This window comes from Streptomyces sp. NPDC048650 (assembly GCF_043199095.1).
Classification (GTDB): Bacteria; Actinomycetota; Actinomycetes; order Streptomycetales; family Streptomycetaceae; genus Streptomyces.
In genome coordinates this window covers 364,781-381,576 of sequence record NZ_JBICVM010000004.1, presented here as the reverse complement: position 1 = coordinate 381,576, position 16,796 = coordinate 364,781, and the positions used below count along the sequence as shown (strand labels likewise).

Annotated in this window: 11 protein-coding genes; 6 read left to right on the top strand and 5 right to left on the bottom strand. The window is 71.6% G+C overall.

Translation table 11 applies throughout. The annotated features are described in order from the left end of the window. The first annotated feature begins 74 nt into the window (after positions 1–74). From ACGFML_RS14095 to ACGFML_RS14085, 3 genes are all read left to right on the top strand, one after another. Positions 75–1,478, top strand: a complete 1,404-nt coding sequence (locus ACGFML_RS14095; protein WP_393543346.1) for a purine-cytosine permease family protein — start codon at positions 75–77, stop codon at positions 1,476–1,478. A 110-nt stretch (positions 1,479–1,588) separates the two neighbouring features. Further along, positions 1,589–2,785: an alpha/beta hydrolase family protein gene (locus ACGFML_RS14090; protein WP_393543344.1), complete on the top strand. Its 1,197-nt coding sequence runs from the start codon at positions 1,589–1,591 to the stop codon at positions 2,783–2,785. Between the two features lie 156 nt (positions 2,786–2,941). After that, a complete protein-coding gene (locus tag ACGFML_RS14085) occupies positions 2,942–3,733 on the top strand; it encodes a metal-dependent hydrolase (protein ID WP_393543342.1) in 792 nt (263 codons plus the stop codon). Positions 3,734–3,842: 109 nt separating this feature from the next. On the opposite strand, the gene ACGFML_RS14080 is transcribed toward ACGFML_RS14085, so the two are convergent. Together ACGFML_RS14080 and ACGFML_RS14075 are read right to left on the bottom strand one after the other, a co-directional pair. Continuing rightward, the gene (locus tag ACGFML_RS14080) at positions 3,843–5,624 is read right to left on the bottom strand and encodes an ABC transporter ATP-binding protein (RefSeq protein WP_393543340.1); all 1,782 of its coding nucleotides are present in this window, start codon (positions 5,622–5,624) and stop codon (positions 3,843–3,845) included. Further along, positions 5,621–7,471, bottom strand: coding sequence for an ABC transporter transmembrane domain-containing protein (locus tag ACGFML_RS14075; RefSeq protein ID WP_393543775.1), 1,851 nt, complete (start codon positions 7,469–7,471; stop codon positions 5,621–5,623). Before ACGFML_RS14075 ends, ACGFML_RS14080 begins: the two co-directional genes overlap by 4 nt. Positions 7,472–7,699: 228 nt before the next feature. Here ACGFML_RS14075 and ACGFML_RS14070 point away from each other — a divergent pair, with 228 nt between their 5' ends. Together ACGFML_RS14070 and ACGFML_RS14065 are read left to right on the top strand one after the other, a co-directional pair. After that, positions 7,700–8,449, top strand: a complete 750-nt coding sequence (locus tag ACGFML_RS14070) for a L,D-transpeptidase family protein (protein ID WP_393543338.1) — start codon at positions 7,700–7,702, stop codon at positions 8,447–8,449. Between the two features lie 183 nt (positions 8,450–8,632). Beyond that, positions 8,633–10,033, top strand: coding sequence for a cation:dicarboxylate symporter family transporter (locus ACGFML_RS14065; protein WP_393543336.1), 1,401 nt, complete (start codon positions 8,633–8,635; stop codon positions 10,031–10,033). Positions 10,034–10,087: 54 nt separating this feature from the next. Here ACGFML_RS14065 and ACGFML_RS14060 read toward each other — a convergent pair whose 3' ends face one another. After that, the gene (locus ACGFML_RS14060; RefSeq protein ID WP_393543334.1) at positions 10,088–11,524 is read right to left on the bottom strand and encodes a Gfo/Idh/MocA family protein; all 1,437 of its coding nucleotides are present in this window, start codon (positions 11,522–11,524) and stop codon (positions 10,088–10,090) included. Positions 11,525–11,839: 315 nt separating this feature from the next. Between ACGFML_RS14060 and ACGFML_RS14055 the strand changes: the two genes are divergently transcribed. Then, positions 11,840–13,216 carry an alpha-amylase family protein gene (locus ACGFML_RS14055; protein WP_393543332.1) on the top strand — a complete coding sequence of 459 codons (1,377 nt, stop codon included), beginning with the start codon at positions 11,840–11,842 and terminating at the stop codon, positions 13,214–13,216. A 42-nt stretch (positions 13,217–13,258) separates the two neighbouring features. Here the strand turns inward: ACGFML_RS14055 and ACGFML_RS14050 are convergent, their stop codons facing one another. Then, a complete protein-coding gene (locus ACGFML_RS14050; RefSeq protein WP_393543330.1) occupies positions 13,259–16,189 on the bottom strand; it encodes an FAD-binding and (Fe-S)-binding domain-containing protein in 2,931 nt (976 codons plus the stop codon). A 51-nt stretch (positions 16,190–16,240) separates the two neighbouring features. Next, on the bottom strand, positions 16,241–16,699 hold the full coding sequence (locus tag ACGFML_RS14045; RefSeq protein WP_393543328.1) for a MarR family winged helix-turn-helix transcriptional regulator: 459 nt from the start codon (positions 16,697–16,699) through the stop codon (positions 16,241–16,243). Positions 16,700–16,796: the final 97 nt, after the last annotated feature.

The window sequence follows — 16,796 nt, the reverse complement described above, 5'->3', positions numbered from 1 at the left end:
GGCCACCGCCCTGTTTCCCGTCCTGCACACCCCCGGCTTACCGTGAGGCGCTGTAGTTGAAGCCTGGGAGAGCCATGACCATCGAGCAGTCCACCTTCGGCGGGCGCATGCCCGCGCGAGCCGGCGACCTGGCGGTCGAAGGGCACGGCATCGAGCCGGTGCCCGAAAGCAACCGCTACGGGAAGCCCGGCCGACTCTTCACGGTGTGGTTTGCGCCCAATCTCACCATGAGCGGCGTTTTCACCGGAACTGTTGGCATATCACTCGGTCTGGACTTCTGGACCGCGCTGATCGCCATGGTGCTGGGCACGGTCGCCGGCGCACTTCCCGCCGCCTATCTGTGCACCTGGGGCAGCCGTACCGGCACCGGCCAGCTCCCGCTGTCCCGGTTGGCCTTCGGCCGGGGTGTGGCGCTGCCCGGCGTTCTGCAGTGGCTCTCCTCCATCGCCTGGGACGCGCTCATCGGACTCTTCGGCGGTGAGGCGCTGGCCCAGCTGCTCGGCTGGCCGTTCTGGGTGGGGGCGCTGGTGGTCCTGCTGCTCCAAGGGGCGGTCGGCGTCTTCGGGTATGAAGCCCTGCACCAGCTCCAGAGCTGGATGACCTTCGTACTGGGTGCCGCCTTCGTGGTGCTCAGCGTCAAGCTGCTGTCCGACGTGCCGCTCCCCGCGACGGGCTCCGCGCACGGTGCCGACCGTGCCGGGGCCTTCGTCCTGACCAGCACGATCGCGCTGAGCCTGGCGATCTCGTGGGCGCCGTACGCCTCGGACTTCAGCCGCTATCTGCCCCGTACGACCTCCCGGCTGCGGATGTTCTGGTACTCCGCTGGCGGGATGGTGTTCTCCTTCGTCTGGGTCCAGGCGCTGGGGCTGTGGGGCGCCAAGCTGTTCACCGACCAGACCGCCGCCGGGGTCCACGGCCTGCTGGGCGGCGGTGCCCTGGGCACGTTCGGGCTGCTGGCCATCGCGGCCGCGGCCGTGTGCAGCAACGCCATGAACGACTACAGCGGATCCCTGGCCCTCCAGGCGGCCGGCGTGCGCCTTCCCCGGCCGCTGGCAGCCGGCGTGGCCGCCGTGCTCGGCTTTCTGCTGGTGCTGTGGATGCACTCGGCGGACACCACCGCCCGCTTCCAGAACGTGCTGCTGTTCGTGGGGTACTGGATACCCGGCTTCATCGGTGTGGTGATCGTCGACGCACGGCTGCGGGCCCGTGCCAGGAAGGGCGCGCCCTTCGACGTGGCGGCGGAGTTCGCCCGCCCCCAGCCGTGGTGGCCCGCGACCGCCGCCTTCGTGGCCGCGTTCGCCGCCGCGGTGCCGTTCATGGACACGACCCTGTTCGTCGGCCCGGTGGCGGCCGCCCTGCACGGCGCCGACCTCGCCTACTACGTGGCCTTCGTGGTCGCGGTGGCCGTCTACACGCCATTGCGGCTGAGGGCTGCCGCCCGTACCGCCGAGGTGCCGGCGGCGGCCGGGGCCGCATAGCGCGCGGCGATCGACCGTTCGGTGGGGATACCGGCAGGCATGCGCCCGCTCGCGCCGCGCGAGGGTAGGAGTGAGGCGTCCGCTGCCGTCCTCGCCGAGGAGCCACGCCCGTGCCCCGTCTCTGCAGCGATCCGCTGTTCCAGTCGTTCGCCGAGCGGGCGCTCGCGCTCAGCACCCGCGGCGGCTCCGAGTACGGCGAGTGCGAGAAGACCCTGGGACGTATCGTCCCTGGGGACTTCGCCGGGTGGCACCGGGAGTGGACGGCCACCGCCGCCACGGTCGAGGGTTGGGCGCGCGAGAGCGACAGCCGGGGGCGCCGGGTCAGCGCCCGCGAGGCGTATCTGCGGGCGGCCACCTATTACCGCGCCTCCTACTTCCCGCTGTTCGGCGCCCCGATCGATCCCCGGCTGGTCGAGGCGTTCGACCGGGAGAGCCGCTGCTTCGCCCGCTTCGCCGAACTCGCGCCGCACCCGATGCGGCCCGTGGAGATCCCCTTCGAGGGCGGCACCCTGCCCGGCTACCTGTGTGCGCCACAGGACGGGGACACGCCCCGCCCCACTCTCATCGGCGTCAACGGCTACGACTCCAACATCCACGAGATGTACTGGTCGCATGCGGTTCCCGCGCTGCGCCGCGGCTATGCCTGTCTGCTCGTCGACGGGCCCGGCCAGGGCAGGGCCCTGATCAAGGACGGCCGGACGCTGCGGCCGGACTGGGACACCGTGCTCCGTCCCGTCGTCGACCACGCCCTCACCCTGCCGGAGATCGATCCTGGGCGGATCGCCGTCATGGGCTGGAGCTTCGGCGGCTGCCTGGCACCGCGCGGGGTCAGCGGCGAGCCGCGGATCGCGGCGCTGATCGCCGACCCGGGACAGTGGGATCCCTCGTCGCTCGCCCAGCAGCTGCCCCTGCCGGACGAGCTCAAGGAGCGGCTGCCCAAGGTCGATCCGGCGGAACTGGACCCCTACCTCGCCGGGGTCGCGGACGATCCGACCCTGAAGTGGAAGCTGATCCAGCGCGGCCTGTGGGTGCACGGGCTGCGCACACTCGGCGAGTACGTGGTGGAGATGAGCCGCTACCGGCTGGCGGAGGTGGCGCCGACCATCAACTGCCCCACCCTGGTCGCGGCGGCCGAGAACGACCCCACCTCGGCGCAGGCGGAGCAGCTGTACGACGCACTGCGCTGCCCCAAGCACCTGGTCCGCTTCACCGCTGACGAGGGGTCGGCCGGGCACTGCGAGAGCTGGAACCGTTCACGGTTCGACCAGCGGGCCTTCGACTGGCTCGACGAGGTGCTGAGCGTCTGAGGCCGCACCCGCGCGATCTGGGGAGATCATCTGACGCTACGCTGAGTGGCCGGGCCGACGAGGCGTCACCAGCGCAGCGTCACCGGCGCGGCGTCCACAGCGCGAGAGCCGACACAGCTGCCACCGGCAGCCGACAGACAAGGTGGGGGATCGACCATGATGGGACCGGCGCACTCGCTGTCCGGGGCCGCGGCCTGGCTGGGGGTGGGCGCAGCGGCCGACGCCGCCGGGTATCCGATGCCGTGGCCGGTGCTCGTCTGCGGAGCTCTGATCTGCGCCGGTGCGGCACTCGCCCCCGACCTCGATCACAAGTCCGCCACCATCTCCCGGGCCTTCGGGCCGCTTTCGCGGATCGTGTGCGAGGTGGTCGACGCCCTCTCGCACGCGGTCTACAAGGCGACGAGGATGCGCGGCGATTCGACGCGCAACGGCGGGCACCGCACCCTCACCCATACCTGGCTGTGGGCGGTCCTCGTCGGTGGTGGGATGTCGCTGCTGGCGATGCAGGGCGGCCGCTGGGCGGTCCTCGGTATCCTCTTCGTCCATATGGTGCTCGCCATCGAGGGCCTGCTGTGGCGGGCGGCGCGGGTCTCCAGCGATGTCCTGGTGTGGCTGCTGGGCGCCGCCGCGGCCTGGATCCTGGGCGGCATCCTCGACCAGCCGGGCAACGGCGCGAGCTGGCTGTTCACGGAACCGGGCCAGCAGTACCTGTGGTTGGGGCTGCCGGTGGTGCTCGGTGCGCTGGTCCACGACATCGGTGACGCGCTGACCGTCTCCGGCTGTCCGGTGCTGTGGCCGATCCCGATAGGCCGCAAGCGCTGGTATCCGCTCGGCCCGCCCAAGGCCATGCGTTTCAAGGCGGGCAGCTGGGTGGAGCTCAAGGTGCTGATGCCGGTCTTCATGGTCCTCGGCGGCCTCGGCGGTCTGGGCGCCCTCGGCTACATCTGACCGGTGTGTGATCCCACCGGTGTGTGATCCGACCGGTGTGTGATCCGACCGGTGTGCGCCGCGGCCTGCGACAGGCCGCGGCGCACCCGTATCGGCGGGGCCCGATCCGTCAGCCGTGCCAGGACCGCCACAGCGCCGCGTAGGCGCCGTCCGCGGCCACCAGCTCATGGTGGCTGCCCAGTTCGCTGATCCGGCCCTCCTCGACGACGGCGATCAGATCGGCGTCGTGCGCGGTGTGCAGCCGGTGCGCGATGGCGACGACCGTACGGCCGTCGAGCACCTTGCCCAGGGAGCGTTCCAGGTGGCGTGCCGCCCGCGGGTCCAGCAGGGACGTCGCCTCGTCCAGCACCAGCGTGTGCGGGTCGGCGAGCACCAGCCGGGCCAGCGCGATCTGCTGGGCCTGCGCGGGCGTGAGCGGGTGCCCGCCCGAGCCGACCTCGGTGTCCAGCTCCGCCTCCAGCGCCCGCGCCCAGGTGTCCGCGTCCACCGCGCCGAGCGCCGCCCACAGTTCGGCATCGGCCGCGTTCGTGCGGGCGAGCAGCAGATTGTCGCGCAACGAGCCCACGAAGACGTGGTGTTCCTGGTTGACCAGGGCCACATGCGCGCGGACCCGCTCGGCGGGCATCTCGGACAACTCTGCCCCGCCCAGGGTGACGGTGCCCGTCCGCGGCCCGTAGATCCCCGCGAGCAGCCGGCCCAGCGTCGACTTTCCGGCGCCGGACGGGCCGACCAGGGCCAGCCTGCTGCCGGGGCGGATCCGCAGCGAGACGTCGTGCAGCACATCGACCCCGGCCCGGTAGCCGAAGCGCACCTCGTCGGCGCACACGTCCCGGCCGTCGGGCGTCACCCGCTCGTCCGCGGCCTCCGGCTCGATCTCCCGTACGCCCACCAGCCGGGCGATGGAGACCTGGGCCACCTGCAGCTCGTCGTACCACCGCAGGACCATGCCGATCGGCTCGGTCATCATCTGCGCCAGCAGCGCACCCGTCGTCAGTTGGCCGGGTGTCAGCTGTCCGTGCATGACGAACACGCCGCCGAGCAGCAGCACCGAACCGAGCAGCAGCACATGCGTCACATTGACGACGGGGAAGAGCACCGACCGCAGGTAGAGCGTGTACCGCTCCCACTGTGTCCACTCTCGGACACGGCGCTCCGACTGCGCGACCCGGCGGGCTCCCAGCCGGTGGGCCTCGATGGTGCGGCCCGCGTCCACGGTCTCGGTGAGCGCGGCGGAGACGGCGGCGTACCCGGCGGCCTCGGAGCGGTAGGCGCCCGGCGCGCGGGTGAAGTACCAGCGGCACCCGACGATCAGCAGGGGCAGCGCGACGAGTACGGACAGCGCGAGCGGCGGCGCGGTCACGGTGAGCCCGCCGATCAGCAGCGCGATCCACACCACGCCGATGGACAGCTGCGGCACGGCCTCGCGCATCGCTTCGGACAGCCGGTCGATGTCGGTGGTGATACGCGACAGCAGATCGCCGGTGCCGGCCCGCTCCAGGACGCTCGGCGGCAGTGCCACGGACCGTACGAGGAAGTCCTCGCGGAGGTCGGCCAGCATCTGCTCGCCGAGCATCGCCCCGCGCAGCCGGACCATCCGCACCAACAGGGTCTGCGCGGCCAGCGCCAGCGCGAACAGCACGACGGCGCGGGTCAGCTGGATGTCCCGGTGGCCCGCGGAGAGGTCCTCGACCAGGCCGCCGAGCAGATACGGGCCGGCCATCGACGCGATCACCGCCGCGGCGTTCACGCCGACCAGGACGGTGAAGGCGCGTCGGTGACGCCGGATCAGGTCGGCGACGTACCCGCGCACGGTCGCCGGGGAGCCGACGGGCAGGGTCGTGGTGGTCTGCGGGGCGTCCGGATCGTGTTCCGGCGGCGCCAGGCCGATCATGCGGTCTCCTCGATCTGGTCGAGCCGGTCGATCGGGTCGATCGGGTCGAGCCGGTCGCGTCGTTCGGATGGAGCGGTGAGGGCCGCGCGGGGCGGGGTGTCGTCGGTCTCGCGGGTGACGACGGCGCGGTACGCGGGGTGGGTGCGCAGCAATTCGCGGTGGGTGGCTGAGGCGGCGACCGTGCCGGACGGGAGGAAGACCACCTCGTCGGCCTTGTCGAGCAGCAGCGGGCTGGAGGTGAGGACCACCGTTGTGCGGCCCGTGCGGATGTCGCGCAGCCCGTCGGCGATACGGGCCTCGGTGTGGGAGTCGACGGCACTGGTCGGCTCGTCCAGCACCAGGACGGCGGGATCGGTGACCAGCGACCGGGCCAGCGCCAGGCGCTGACGCTGGCCGCCCGAGAGGGACCGGCCGCGTTCGGTGATGCGGGTGCGCATCGGATCGCCGCAGTCGTCGGCGGACGCCTGCGCGAGCGCGGTCAGTACATCGCCGCACTGCGCGGCGGCCAGCGCCTGTGCCGCCGTCACCCGCCCGGAGGCGGGCACGTCGAGGAGTTCGCGGAGGGTGCCGGAGAGCAGGACGGGGTCCTTGTCCTGAACGAGCACGGCCGTCCGGGCGGCCGCGCGCGGCAGGTCGTCCAGCGGTGTGCCGCCGAGGAGGACGGACGGCACGGCCGGCGCCGCCTCGTCCCGCTCCGGGGGGTGGCCGCCGAGCCGGTCGGCGAGCCGGCCCGCGGCGTCGGGATCGCCGCAGACCACCGCGGTCAGCCGGCCGGCCGCGGCGCTCAGCCCGCTGAGCGGGTCGTGCAGCTCGCCGTCCGCCGTCCCGTCCCCGGCGATCCGGCCCTCGGCGGGGCGGCTCAGCGCCAGCACCCGCGCCGCGCGCTTGGCCGACGGCCGGGAGAAGGAGTACGCCATGGCGATCTCCTCGAAGTGGCGGAGGGGGTAGAGCAGGAAGGCGACCGCGCTGTAGACGGTGACGAGTTCGCCGATGGCGATCCGGCCGGCCAGGGCGAGCCGGACGCCGTACCAGACGACGGCGATCAGCAGCAGGCCCGGCAGCACGACCTGTACGGCCGAGATCAGGGACCACATACGGGCGCTGCGGACGGCGGCCCTGCGAACCTCCTGGGAGGCGCTGCGGTAGCGGCCGAGGAAGAGGTCCTCACCGCCGATGCCGCGCAGTACGCGCAGTCCGGCGACGGTGTCGGAGGCCAGCTCGGTGGCCTTGCCCGCCTTCTCGCGCTGGGCGTCGGCACGCCGGGTGGCGGGCGGCAGCAGCGGGAGCACGGCCAGCGCCAGGACGGGTACGCCCAGGGCCACCACGATGCCGAGGGCGGGCTGCAGGACGACCAGGGCGACGCAGACGCCGACCGAGGTCAGTGCCGCGGCCCCGAACCGGGAGATCGCCTCGACGAACCAGCCGATCTTCTCCAGGTCGCCGGTGCTGACGGCGACGATCTCACCCGCGGCCACGCGCCGGGTCATGGCCGCGCCGAGCTCGGTGGTCTTGCGGGCGAGCAGCTGCTGTACGCGGGCGACGGAGGTGATCCAGTTGGTGACCGCCGAGCGGTGCAGCATGACGTCACCGAGGGAGACCAATACCCCCAGGAGCACCATGAGGCCGCCGGACAGGGCCAGTTGGCCGCCGTCTCGGTCCACCGCGGCCTGTACGGCGATGCCCACCGGCACCGGGAACGAGGCCACGGCGCCGGTGTGCACCAGTCCCCACACGAGGGCCTTGGCCTGCCCGCCGAGCTGCCGGCGGTAGAGCCAGAGGAGGAATCTGCCACCCGTGCGGACGTCCGGGACGCCGGGATCGGGGTGCGGAAGATCGCGAATGTGCATGATGTCCAAGGCGGTCGAGGGTGGGCGCCCGGCCCGCGGGAGGCGGTGCGACGGGCGGGAGCGCAGGGGGAGCGGAAGCGGGGGCGGAAGACGAAGGTTGGCGTGCCGGACGGGCCGATTTCAAACGGTTTTCCGTCGTCGCCGCGGATATCGGGCCAATCGTGTGGGACGCGTACGCAACGGGCGGGTGCTGAAGGTTCGCCGGACTTCCGGTGCGACGATGTGCCCATGCGAATTGCGGGCAATGTGATGCGGACGGCGGCGGTGGCCGCAGTGGGTCTGGTTCTTCTGGCGGGCTGCGGGAGCGGTGCGGGCGGCGGCGAGGGCAAGGACGACGGCGCCGGGAAGGGGGAGCGGCCGGGCGGCCCGGCGCGCGGCCGGTCGGCGACCACGCACCTCAAGGACATTCCCGAGGTCGGCGGCGCACTGCGGGCGCGGATCCCCGCGGAGTCCCGGCAGGTCGTGGCGGTCTACGGCCAGGGTGCGGACTCCGCCGAATCCACCGTCGTGCTCTACGAAAAGGGCGCCAAGGGCTGGGACCGCAAGGCGACTTGGGCCGCGCACAACGGGCGCAACGGCTGGACGCTGAATCACCACGAGGGCGACAAGCGCAGTCCCGTCGGGGTGTTCACGCTGACCGACGCGGGCGGCGTCCTCACGGACCCGGGGGCCCGGCTGCCCTATACGCATTCGACGGAGTTCACCCCGCCCCCGTACTGGGACAAGGGCACCCGGCACGACTTCGACTATGTGGTCGCCATCAACTACAACCGCGTCAAGGGCACCTCCCCGCTGGATCCGACGCGGCCTCAGGGGCAGACCAGGGGTGGCGGGATCTGGCTGCACCTCGACCACGGCAGCGGGACCTCCGGCTGCGTCAGCCTCCCCAAGGCCGGGATGGCGGCCCTGCTGCGGACGCTCGATCCGGCGCGGCACCCCGTCGTCGTGATGGGCGACAAAGCTCACCTTTCGGTCTGAGTGCGCAGGTGGCGGGGTGAAGTGCGCCCGGCGGGAACACCCGGGTGCGCGTGGCTTGGATCAAGCTCCAAGATTTCGCGGGAAATTTCACCGGCCTCTTTCGTCAGGAACCACGGGCCGCAATAGTGACGGGTCGCGGAAGTTAAATTCCGCATGCCAGAATCCGTCCATGTAGGAGTGCCCGTGCCGCACGCCAACGGAACGCTTGTACGCCGCGCAGGCCGTCTCCTGCGCACCAGCCTGTTCACGCAGGTACTCGTCGCCCTGGTCCTCGGCGTCGTCGTAGGGCGCCTGTGGCCGGGGGCGGGCTCGTCGCTCCAGCCGCTCGGCGACGGCTTCGTCCGGCTGATCAAGTCGATGATCGCCCCGCTGGTCTTCTGCGTCGTGGTCGCCGGCATCACCAAGGCCGGTGACCTCAAGTCCTTCGGCCGGATCGGCGTCAAGGCCCTGCTCTGGTTCGAGGTCGCCACCAGCATCGCGCTGGTCGTCGGGCTGCTGGCCGGCAACATCTTCGCGCCCGGCGCCGGGATGCACGTCGACCCGGCATCGCTCGACAAGGGCGCCGTCGACGCCAAGACGGGCGGCAGTCACCTGCCCTCCGCCGCCCAGTTCGTCCTGGAGTCCCTGCCGGACAGCGCGATCGGTGCGTTCGCCGAGAACTCGCTGCTCCAGGTCCTGGTGCTGGCCTGTCTGGTGGGCGCGGCGCTGCTGCACCTCGGGCAGCGGAAGGTGCCGCAGATCCTGCCGCTGATCGAGCAGGTCCAGGACGTCGTCTTCACCATCGTCGGCTACATCATGAAGCTCGCCCCGCTCGCGGTCCTCGGCGCCACCGCTCATCTCGTCGGGGAGTACGGGCTGGGCGCGATGGCGACGTACGGCAAGCTGATCGCGGTCTGCTACGGCGTCGCGCTGGTCTTCCTCGTCCTGCTCGGGCTGGCCCTGAAGGCCGTCACCGGGCTGAGCCTGTGGAAGTTCGTCCGCTACACCCGTGAGGAACTGCTGCTCGCGCTCGGCACCGGATCCAGCGAGACGGTGATGCCGCGGATGATGCAGAAGCTGCGGGCCGCGGGCTGCCGGGACGACGCGGTGGGCCTGGTGCTGCCGACCGGCTACTCCTTCAACCTCGACGGCGCCTCCATCTACCTCTCCATCGGCACGCTCTTCATCGCGCAGGCCATCGGCGTCGACCTCTCGCTCGGGCAGCAGGTCACCGTCGTCCTGGTGCTGATGCTCACCAGCAAGGGCATGGCGGGCGTGCCGGGTTCGGCGTTCCTCGCGCTGTCCGCGACCGCTTCCGCACTGGGCGTCATCCCGGCCGCCGCGGTCGCCCTGCTGCTCGGCGTCGACCGCATCATGGACTCGATGCGGGTGGCGACCAACCTGCTGGGCAACTGCGTCGCGGTGTTCGCGGTGTCCCGCTGGGAGGGCGCGCTGGACCGGGTGACGGCGAAGCGGGTCCTGAACGGCGAGCGGCCGGCGGAGGGCGCTGCGGAGAAGGCGCCCGAGCCGGCCGTGAGCGCCGTCCCGACCGCCGACAGCGCCGTCCCGGCTGCCGACAGTGCCGTCCCGACCGGCGAGAAGTGACGTCGTGGGGCGGGCGGGCCGCAACGCCCGCCCGCCCCAAGGCCGTTGCCGCTCCTACTCCTGCGGCTTCGGCGAATCCATGCCCGGCCGCGCCTTCTTCCACAGGCCGCGGGTGAAGTCGGGAATCTCCTGCGGTGCGCCCTGCGCCTTGATCGAGAGGTCGCTCAGCGGCACCGGCGCCGTCCAGGTCGCCGCGTCATAGACATCGAAGTCCGGCACCAGGCCCAGTCGCATGCACTGCATCAGCCGGAAGACCAGCATGTAGTCCATCCCGCCGTGGCCGCCGGGCGGGTTGGCGTGCTCCTTCCAGAGCCAGTGGTCCCACTTTGCGTACGCGGCGAAGTCGCCCCACTCGTCGTTGCTCTGATCCGGCTCGATGTAGATCCGCTCGGGGTAGTCCTCGAAGACGCCCTTGGTGCCGCCGAGGCTGTTGATCCGGCTGTAGGGATGCGGGGTGGAGACATCGTGCTCCAGGCGGATCACCCGGCCCTTGGCGGTCTGGACGAGGCTGATCGTCCGGTCGCTCTCGATGTACGACTCCTTCCAGCTCGGGTCGTTCGGCGGCATGTGCTCCTTGCGGTACGCCGCCAGGCCCAGGGAGGGGGTGCCGAAGCTGGAGATGCGCACGGCCCGGTCGCCGCGGTTGACGTCCATGTAGTTGGCGACCGGGCCGAACCCGTGGTTGGGGTAGAGGTCGCCGCGCAGCCGGGTGTGCCACAGGCGGCGCCACGGGCCCTCGTAGTACGCGGGGTCGAACATCAGGCCGCGCAGGTCGTGGTGGTAGGCGCCGGCGCCGTGCAGCAGATCGCCGAACAGGCCCGCGTGCGCCATCCGCAGCACCCGCATCTCGTTTCTGCCGTAACAGCAGTTCTCCAATTGCATGCAGTGCCTGCGGGTGCGTTCCGAGAGATCCACCAGCTCCCACAGCTGGTCCAGGCGGAGCGCGAGAGGACATTCCACGCCGACGTGCTTGCCGTTGAGCAGGGCGGTCTTCGCCATCTCGAAGTGCCGGTCCCAGGGGGTGGCCGCGTACACGAAATCGATGTCGCCGCGCTTGCAGAGGTTGACGAAGTCGTGCTCGCCGTTGGTGTAGACGGCGGGTGCGGGCTGCCCGGCGTCGGTGACCTTCTTGGCGGCCTTCGCCGTCTTCTCCTTGACCGGGTCGCACAGCGCGACCACCCGCACGCCGGGCACCGCGAGAAAGAGATCGATCATGCTGCCGCCGCGGTTGCCGAGGCCGATGAGGCCGACGCGCACCGTGCTGCGCCCCTCGAACGGCACCCCGATCATGGTGCTGCCCTTGGCCTCGGGGGTCGCGGCGGCCACCGTCGCGGCGCGGGCGTCCTCCGGCGCGGCCGCCGCGGCGCTGCCCGCGGTCAGCCCGCCGAGTCCGAGCCCGGCGCCCGCCGCACCGGCGGTCCACAGGACCGAGCGTCGGCTCGGCCCCGCCTCGTCATCATGGCCGTGGTTCTGCTGTGGTGCCTCGGTCATCGGTCCTCCAGGGAGCGGATGGTGCGCGGGGCATGCGTGAACCTCGGTCAGGACCTTGGCGGTTGAGCCGCCTGAGGCACAAGAGGGCAAGTTGGACTCTTGGGGCGACACCCTTGGACTCTTTCGCCGCGATGCCGCATCCACCCTGTGCAGCATCTTTCGCAAGAACCTGAAATGTCTTGCGCATGAACCTTGACGTGTCCACGAGCGAAACGGCAGGCTCCGTTAACGGAATCCCCCCATGGCGGCCTGGCGCGTGGCTGCTTTCGAGGGCGCGGTGTGCCCTGCCGCGCCCGCAGACGAAGGAGCCGCAAGATGCAGCATCGTTCGCGTGTGCTGGGCGGGGCCCTGGCCGGTGTACTGGCCGCGGTCGGCCTGGCCACCCTCGCGCCCTGGTCCTCGCAGGCCACCCCACCTGGCGAGAAGTCCGTCACGGCCACCCTGTTCGAGTGGCGGTACGCCGACGTCGCCAAGGCCTGTTCCGATCAGCTGGGCCCGGCCGGTTACGGCTATGTCGAGGTCTCGCCCGCCACCGAGCACATCCAGGGCGGCCAGTGGTGGACCTCCTACCAGCCCGTCAGCTACAAGATCGCCGGGCGGCTGGGCGACCGGAACGCCTTTGCGTCGATGGTGAGTTCCTGTCACGACGCGGGCGTGAAAGTCATTGCGGACGCCGTCATCAACCACATGGCCGCCGGCTCCGGCACAGGCACCGGCGGCACGCAGTACAGCAAGTACAACTACCCCGGCTCCTACCAGGACCAGGACTTCCACGGCTGCCGCAAGAACATCTCCGACTACGGCAACCGCGACGACGTCCAGAACTGCGAACTGGTCGGGCTCGCCGACCTCGACACCGGTAGCGACTACGTCCGGACCACCATCGCCAAGTACCTCGGCGACCTGCGGTCGTTGGGCGTCGACGGCTTCCGGGTGGATGCCGCCAAGCACATGTCCGCCACCGACATCGCCGCCATCAAGGGCAAGATGAGCGACCCCGGCTACTGGGTGCAGGAGGTCGTCCACGGCTCCGGCGAGGCCGTCCAGCCCGACGAGTACACCGGGATCGGCGACGTCGACGAATTCCGCTACGGCAGCCACCTCAAGAGCGCCTTCCAGGGCAGCAATCTCGCCCAGCTCAAGTCCGTCGCGGACGGCAAGCTCGGCAGCGACAAGGCCCGTACCTTCGTCGACAACTGGGACACCGAGCGCAACGGCTCGACGCTCACCTACAAGGACGGCGCGTCCTACACCCTCGCCAACGTCTTCATGCTCGCCTCTCCCTACGGCTCGCCGAACGTCTACTCCGGCTACGAGTGGTCCGACAAGGACGCGGGGCCGCCCAGCGGCGCCGAAGGCTGGACCAACGAGCACACCAAGCGGGAGATCACCGGCCTGGTCGGCTTCCGCAACGCGGTGGGCTCGGCCGCACTGACCGACTGGTGGGACGACGGCGGCAGCGCGATCGCCTTCGGCCGCGGCGCCAAGGGGTTCGTCGCCCTCAACAACGGCGACGGCGAACTCCACCGGACCTTCGCCACCTCGCTGCCCGCGGGTACCTACTGCAACGTGGCGAAGGCCGCGCCGGAGCGCTGCGACGGCAACACCGTCACCGTCGGCGACGACGGCAAGGCGGAGCTGGCCGTCCCGGCCAAGGGCGCCGTCGCGCTGCATATCGGCGCCAAGAGCTGACTCGCGGACGCCGTCCCCAAGGGCGGGCCGCTCAGGCCGGGATCAGTCCGGCCGGGTGGCCCGCTCCAGCGCCATCAGCACCGAGTGGTACCCCCGCCCGCCGGTGGCGTGGTCCATCCCCACCTCGCACATCCGGTTCGCCGACAGATACGCGTCGAACGGCCGCGCCGTGACCGCGGCCGCCTCCCTGGCGGTGGCCGATTCGGTCAGCTCCTTGTGCAGCATCCCGCGGTCACCCGCGAACGCGCAGCAGCCGGCGTCGTCCGGCACCACGACCTCCCGGGCACACGCCTCGGCGACCTCCCGCAGCTGCGCTTCGTCGCCCAAGTGCTGCATGGAGCAGGTGGGATGGAGCACGGCGGAGCCGACGGTGTGCAGGATCTCCAGACGCGGCAGCAGCTCCTCGGCGGCCCACACGACGGAGTCGACGACGGTCAGCTCGGCGTGCAGCGCGCGGTTGTCCGGCGTCAGATACGGCACGACCTCCTCGGCGATGCCCAGCGTGCACGACGACGCGTCCACGACCAGCGGCAGCCGTCCGCCGGCCGTCCAGCCCCAGGCCGCCTCCACCATGCGGTCGGCCATCACCCGGTTGCCCTCGTCGTATCCCTTGGAGTGCCAGATGGTGGCGCAGCACGTACCGGTCACGTCCGGCGGGATCCACACCGGGCGGCCGGCTCGCCGTGAGACCGTCACCACCGCCTCGGGCAGCGACGGTCCGCGGTACCCGGCCGGTCCGCCGAAGATCCGGTTCACACACGCCGGGTAGTAGACGGCGACCGCCCCGGTCTTGGGGGTGGCGGGCAGCCTCCGGGCCGCGGCGCCCGGGATCTGCGGCAGCCACTCGGGCACCAGATCAGGGCGCACCGCCTTGCGGGCCACGCCGGTCAGCGACGTCAGCAGGCGGTCGCCGATCCGGTCCGCGGCCGCCACCGCCAGCCGCGCGGACCGCTCCACGACCGTGAACCGCCGGGCGAGGTGGGCAGCCACCCGCTCCTCGCGCGGCGAGTGCCGGCGGTGTCGGAAGTCCCGCATCAGGGCACCGGTGTCGATGCCCACCGGGCAGGCGATTTTGCAGGTCGAGTCGCCGGCGCAGGTGTCCACCGCGTCATAGCCGTAGGACGCCAGCAGCTCGTCCTCGACCCGGGACCCGGACGGCTGGCGCAGCATCTCGCGGCGCAGCACGATCCGTTGGCGCGGGGTGGTGGTCAGGTCCTCGCTGGGGCAGGTCGGTTCGCAGAAACCGCACTCGATGCAGGGGTCGGCGATCGCCTCGACCTCGGGGATGGTCTTCAGGCCGCGCAGATGCCCGTTCGGATCGCGGTCGAGCACGACGCGCGGCGCGAGGATGCCGTGCGGATCGATGATCTCCTTGATCCGCCACATCACCGCCGTGGCCTGCGGGCCCCATTCGAGCTCCAGGAACGGTGCGATGTTCCGGCCGGTCGCGTGCTCGGCCTTCAGTGATCCGTCGAAGCGCTGGACGGTCAGCCGGCAGAACTCCTCCATGAAGGAGGCATAGCGCGCCACGTCCGCGGGCTTCGCCGCGTCGAAGGCGAGGAGGAAGTGCAGATTGCCGTGCGCGGCGTGTCCGGCGACCGCCGCGTCGAAGCCGTGCCGGGCCTGGAGCTCCAGCAGCGCGGCACAGGCGTCGGCGAGCCGGGACGGCGGCACCGCGAAGTCCTCGGTGATCAGTGTCGTGCCGGTCGGCCGGGAGCCGCCCACCGCCGTCACGAACGCCTTGCGCGCCTTCCAGTAGCCGCCGATGGTGCCGGCGTCCCTGGTGAAGGCGTTGCTGACGGAGGCGACCGGGGCGACCGGCTCCAGCCCCGCCAGGACCCGCGCGGCGGCCTCTTCGTACCCGCGCAGTGCGGCCTCGTCCGGCGCCCGGAACTCCACCAGCAGGGCGGTCGTCTCCTTCGGCAGCGCCGCCCAGTCGGCCGGGACGCCGGCCACCCGCACCGAGGCCCGCAGGGTGTTGCCGTCCATCAGCTCCACGGCCCGCGCGCCCGCTTCGTTGAACGCCGGTACGGCCGCGGCCGCGGCGCGCAGCGTGGGGAAGAACAGCAGCGCGGCGGCGGTGTGCCGGTCCAGCGGGAGCGTGTCGAAGACGGTCTCCGCGATGAAGCCGAGCGTGCCCTCGGAGCCGACCATCAGCCCGCGCAGGATCTCCACCGGTGTGGTGCCGTCGAGGAAGGCGTCCAGCCGGTAGCCGTTGGTGTTCTTGATCTCGTACTTGGCGCGGATCCTCGCGACCAGCTCCGCATCCGCCTCGATCTGCGCCTTCAGCGCCAGCAGCGCGGCGCACAGCGCGGGCTCGGCGTGCGCCAGTTCGGTGTCGGCGTCCGGTTCCGCGGTGTCCACGATCGTGCCCGACGGGAGGACGAGGGTGACCGAGGACAGCGTGCGGTAGGAGTTGCGGGCGGTGCCGGCCGTCATGCCGGAGGCGTTGTTGGCGACCACTCCACCCAGGGTGCAGGCGATCGCGCTGGCCGGATCGGGGCCGAGCAGCCGGCCGTGGCGGGCGAGCGTGGCGTTGGCCCGCAGAACCGTCGTGCCCGGGGCGATCCGGGCGCGGGCACCGCCGTCGAGCACGTCGATCCCGGCCCAGTGGCGCCGCACGTCCACCAGGATGTCCTCGCCCTGCGCCTGCCCGTTGAGCGAGGTGCCGGCGGCTCGGAAGACGACGTTGCGGCCCTTGCCGTGGGCGTACGAGAAGACGGCCGAGATGTCGTCGATGTCTTCGGCCAGCACCACCACCTGCGGTACGAAGCGGTACGGGCTGGCGTCCGAGGCGTAGCGCACCAGGTCGGAGATCTTGTGCAACACCTTGTCCGGGCCGAGCAGCGCGACGAGGTCGCCGCGCAGCGGCTCGGGGGTGCCCGACGCCCGCAGTTCGGGCACCCGGTCGGGCGCGGGGTTCGCGGCGGCGGTCGGCCGCAGGGCTCGGGGCCCGGGCTCCAGCAGGGGCATGACGCACTCCTCCCATCGGCCGGGCGCGCGGGGTTGGGCCGGGCGCCCGTGCTAGTGCTGCTTACCCGGCCCGTCGACCAGAGTCGACAGCAGACCTCCGAGTACCTCGCGCTGTTCGGCGGTCAGTGGGGCCAGGATCTCCTCTGCCGCGGCCCGCCGCGCGCTGCGCAGCGCGCGCAGGGTGGACCGGCCGGTGTCGGTGAGTTCGATCCGTACCACCCGCCGGTTGGCCGGATCCGGCGCCCGCCGCACGGCTCCGTGCGCCTCCAGCGCGTCCACCAGCGTCGTCACCGCCCGCGGGACCACCTCCAGGCGCTCGGCGAGATCGGCCATCCGGGGCGGGGCGTCGCGGTAGTGGTCCACGATGCGCAGCAGCCGGGACTGGGCCGGGGTGAAGACGATGTCCAGGCCGTCCAGATGGTGTTTCTGGGCGCGGTGCATCCGGCGGGTCAACCGGACCAACTGCTCGGCGAGGTTCGATGTGCTGACCGTCGGCTCGGGGGAGGGCATGCGGTGAGGATAGCCGATATCCAGGACCTTATTCATTGTGAGCTTAGGTAACAATGAGCTAAGCTCCACGATGCCCGTATCGACCGTTCCTCCCCAC